This window comes from Nonlabens sp. (assembly GCF_965660805.1).
In the GTDB taxonomy this organism is placed as follows: Bacteria; Bacteroidota; Bacteroidia; order Flavobacteriales; family Flavobacteriaceae; genus Nonlabens.
On record NZ_CBFIBE010000069.1, the window covers coordinates 245 to 4,766 of the forward strand.

General features: G+C 37.2%; 5 protein-coding genes. All 5 read right to left on the reverse strand.

Annotation, left to right across the window (positions count from 1 at the left end):
- Positions 1-313: VOC family protein (locus ACTF48_RS10805; RefSeq protein ID WP_438963171.1), on the reverse strand; the 313-nt coding region annotated here is incomplete at its 3' end.
- Complete coding sequence (locus ACTF48_RS10810) at positions 310-1,248, reverse strand: 2-hydroxyacid dehydrogenase (RefSeq protein WP_438963172.1); 939 nt, start codon at positions 1,246-1,248, stop codon at positions 310-312. The genes ACTF48_RS10805 and ACTF48_RS10810, both read right to left, overlap by 4 nt.
- 131 nt (positions 1,249-1,379) lie before the next feature.
- Positions 1,380-1,856: a hypothetical protein gene (locus tag ACTF48_RS10815; RefSeq protein WP_438963173.1), complete on the reverse strand. Its 477-nt coding sequence runs from the start codon at positions 1,854-1,856 to the stop codon at positions 1,380-1,382.
- Between the two features lie 58 nt (positions 1,857-1,914).
- Positions 1,915-3,264: a magnesium transporter gene (gene mgtE / locus ACTF48_RS10820; protein ID WP_438963174.1), complete on the reverse strand. Its 1,350-nt coding sequence runs from the start codon at positions 3,262-3,264 to the stop codon at positions 1,915-1,917.
- Between the two features lie 82 nt (positions 3,265-3,346).
- Positions 3,347-4,189: a 16S rRNA (adenine(1518)-N(6)/adenine(1519)-N(6))-dimethyltransferase RsmA gene (gene rsmA, locus ACTF48_RS10825; RefSeq protein ID WP_438963175.1), complete on the reverse strand. Its 843-nt coding sequence runs from the start codon at positions 4,187-4,189 to the stop codon at positions 3,347-3,349.
- Between the last annotated feature and the right edge of the window lie 333 nt (positions 4,190-4,522).

The window sequence follows — 4,522 nt, forward strand, 5'->3', positions numbered from 1 at the left end:
AATCAAACTCTTGTATTTCTCCTGCTATTTCTACTCCAGCATTGCTCAATTGTTTGAGTAGACGTACTAAGTCATCTACTCTGTAATTAATCATAAACTCCTGATCGTCTGGATTAAAATAGGTCGTATCACTTTTAAAAGGACTCCATTGCTGGCTAGCTTTAGGGTTTAATTCCACATCATTTGCCTGAAAAAATGTACACCCATAATCATCTACAGGTAAACCTAGATGTTTTTCATACCATGCTTTTGTGGTTGCAACATCTTTACAGGTAAAAAATATACCGCCTATTCCTGTGACTTTTGCTTTCATGGTTTATGATTTTTAATAATTTTAATAGCAATAACCTCTGCGAGTTTGAACTTAGACTCAACGGTCCATCCAGCTACATGCGGACTTAAAATTATGTTATCCATTTTTAAGAGTTTTTTAAAAGCTAGAGGCATATCGGTATCAAATAGTGATGTAAAAGAACTTTTTTCATATTCTAGCACATCTAGCCCAGCTCCTAGTATTTTTTTAGATTCTAGTGCCTCTACTAGATCTGCCGTAACCACAGATTTTCCTCTCGCTGTATTGATCAGGTAAAAAGGCTTTTTAAAAGCAGCAATAAACTCCTTGTCTACCATGTTCATGGTAAGCGGTGTTTGTGGCGTGTGTAAACTTAAGACATCACTTTTTTCTTGTAGTTCTTTTAAAGAAACCTGGCGTGCATTCTCATCACTCAATCCATCTTTAAGATCGTGAAAAATAACGGCACAATCAAATCCAGAGAGTTTTCTAGCAAAGGATTTACCCATGTTCCCATAACCTATTAATCCTACGGTTTTCCCTTCTAGTTCCAGGCCGCGATTTTCTTCTCGCAGCCATATTCCATTACGTACCTGCTGGTCTGCTCGATTCATGTGGTTAAAAAGTGATAATAACATCCCTAGCGCATGCTCACCTACCGCATTGCGATTACCTTCTGGCGCGTTATAGCAAGCTATATTAAGACGTTGAGCAACTTCTAGATCTATATTCTCTAACCCAGCACCTACACGACCTATAAATTTCAAGTTTTTTGCGGCTTTAAGAAAAGGTTCATCTATAGGGAACCTGCTGCGCACGATAAGGCCATCATAGTTTGCAATGGTTTTTAAAATATCTTCTTTGGGAGAATTGTAATCGTGATGATTTTGAAAACCAGCCGCTTCCAGCATCTCAGCAAGAACATCATGATTTGCATCTAGGTGAAGTACTTTCATAGTTTAAAAATAGGGTTTTTATAAAAATATGATCTTAAAATAACATTGTTTCAACTTTTCAAATCCTGATGAGAAGACCTTTTTTGATTAGGTGTTGCTTTATTTCTTTTCGAGTTCGATTTCAGTTTTACCTAGTAATCTATCATATTTAGTTCCTGCTTATAATCGTACTGTAAATCTTCATGTAGTGTGCTTATACGTACTTTTATGAGCACGATCTGTCGTTCATGAATATCCCTAAGCACCTTACTCTGGGAATAATAGGGTTGAAACTCCTGTAACAGTTTACAAAAATGAATCAATACAGAAACCTCTGTTTCTTTATGACCTGAATAGCGTATATATTTTTTAGCTTCTTTTAAAATTTTACGTACTCCTTTTTTTGCGTAGTAAATGTTACGTGTGTTGATATTTAAGAATTGCTCGTCTATATGCGCTTTTATGGCATCTATATAATCGTCTTCGTGATGCGATTCAAATAATAAATAAGTAAGTAGTTCTTTGTTTTCTTTTTTAAAACGAGACAACCGCAGCACAATTTCTAGGAGCTCTTTTTCGTCCTTATATTTAAGTTCGTCTTTGAGTTCTTTAGCGCTGGCAGCTTTCATGCAGTGAGTTTGTGTGTTACGCTTTCGCGAAAGCGAGATTAATAAAGATAACCTTTTCCTAAATTCCTATAATCGCCCTGGCAATAATGAAGTATATTAAAATTCCAAAAATATCATTACTCGTAGTAATAAACGGGCCGGTGGCTAGTGCTGGATCTATACCTCTTTTATGTAGGGCAAGAGGAACAAAGGTTCCTACTAGACCAGCAACAATGATGACTGCAAAAAGCGATACTGAAATGGCGAGCGAGGTTAAAAATTCACGCTCAGCAAAATAGGTGTATGCAAATAACAAAATGCCGAGAATCACACCATTAAGCATGGCAAGAAGCATTTCTTTAATCAATCGATTCCCTATACTACCTTTTAAATCATCATTTGCAATACCTTGAACGATAATCGCACTGGACTGAACGCCTACATTTCCTGCCATCGCAGCAATAAGTGGTGTGAATAGAAATAGTACTGCATATTCTTTAATAAGGTGTTCAAATCCACCCATAATCGCTGCAGCACCTATTCCACCTACTAGTCCTAGTACTAGCCATGGTAATCGTGCTTTGGTCAGGTCCCAGATGCTGTCATTTGCCTCAACATCTTGAGAGATACCACTGGCGAGCTGGTAGTCTTTTTCTGCCTCTTCAGTAATAAAATCTACGATATCATCTATGGTGACACGTCCTACCAGCCTGTCTAGTTCATCTACTACGGGAATGGCCTCGAGGTCATATTTACGCATAATACGTGCTACTTCTTCACCAGTGGTGTTTACGGTAACATAGTCCACTTTAGGTTTGCAAACCTCTTTAATAGGAGTGGTTTCTGAGCTAGTGAGTAAATCTTTAAGAGATAAACGTCCTTTTAATTTATCGTTATTATCTACCACATAAATGGAGTGTACTCTAGTTACATTTTCTGCTTGAGCACGCATTTCACTCACACAACCTGTTACGGTCCAGTTTTCATTTACTTTTACGAGCTCCTTAGCCATTAATCCACCAGCACTATTTTCTTCATAGCGCAGTAAGTCCACGATATCCTCTGCATGCTGAGAGTCTTCTATTGCAGAGATAACTTCTTTTGCGATGTTATCTGGAAGGTCGTTAAGAATATCTGCGGCGTCATCAGTATCCATTTCATCGAGCTCGTCTGCTATTTCCTTAGGTGATAGAGCGTTAAGAACTCTGTCCCGCTGGTCCTCATCGAGCTCCATAAGAGCTTCACTCGTTTTTTCAGAATCTAGCAGCTTAACGATGTAAACGGCTTGCTCTAGATTGAGCTCATCGATAATTTCTGCAATATCTGCAAAGTGCAATTCTTCTAGAATATGTTCAAGACGCGCACTGTCATCACGTTCTATGAGCGTGATAATTTCTTCTAGAAAATCCTTAGTGATATTAAACTGCATGAGTTAAGTGCTTAGTGCAAATATAGTGGTAATAGAAATTGAAACCGAACTTGAAATTAAACTTGCTGTCAGGCTTAAAACTTTAAAGTTTCTCAATCTCAGTAGCTAGCTCCACAAAAGCATCTACACTTATTTGCTCTGGTCTTAGACTAAAGATTTCTTTTTCACGCATCTCATCAGGTAGATTCATGGTTTTTAAAGAATTTCTTAAGGTTTTGCGACGTTGTTGAAAGGCTTGTTTCACCACTTGTCTTAAAATAGAGTAGGAGCAAGTGAGATTATCATAATTATCTCTACGTTTTAAAAATAAAACTCCACTATCTACTCGTGGTGGTGGATTAAAAACCTCTGGACCTACAGTAAACACATAATTTGCTTCATAATAGGCTTGTGCTAGAACAGATAGAATACCATAGGTTTTAGAGCCGTGCGGCGCACAAATGCGTTGTGCAACTTCTTTTTGAAACATCCCGCCAAATTCAGGAATCTGCGTTCTGTTTTCTATGGTTTTAAAAACAATTTGCGTACTTATATTATATGGGAAGTTTCCAATAATGGCAAATGGTTGATCACCATAAATGTCCTTCAAATCCTTTTTTAAGAAATCTGCTTCTATGACTTGAAAGGTGTTAGGATTTACAATCTTAGCGTGTTCTATCGGGAAACTATGTTTTAAATATATCACTGATTCACTATCCAGTTCTAGTGCGGTAACTTTCATGTTTTTTCTAATTACATGTTTAGTAAGCACACCAGTTCCTGGACCTATTTCTAATATTTGGTCATAACCTTCATAGGATAACACATCAGCTATTCTAAGAGCGACACTTTCATCCTTAAGGAAATGTTGTCCCAGGTGTTTTTTGGCAGTAACGCCTTTGTCGCTTCCCTTGTGTGATGATTTATGTTTTTTGTGTTTTGCCAATTTCTTATTTTTTTCTTGTCATTCTGCACTTGATGTGGAATCTTTTTGTTATAAAAATCTAAGCTTATTTTAATTCATTTACATAACATCAGTACGTTTCATATGGCGGAATGAATTCTGCCGCTGTGAATATAACCAGTCGCCTTGAGGCGTTCTCTTTATTTACGCCGACTTAAGTCGGGATTTTGAGCTGTTGGATTAAATAAGTTTTGTATAGAATAAATCGTTCTCGACTATCGCTCAAACTGACATTTTGTTTCTTTTAACTCACAAACTCACAAACTCACAAACTCACAAACTCACAAACTCACAAACTCACAAACTCACAAACTC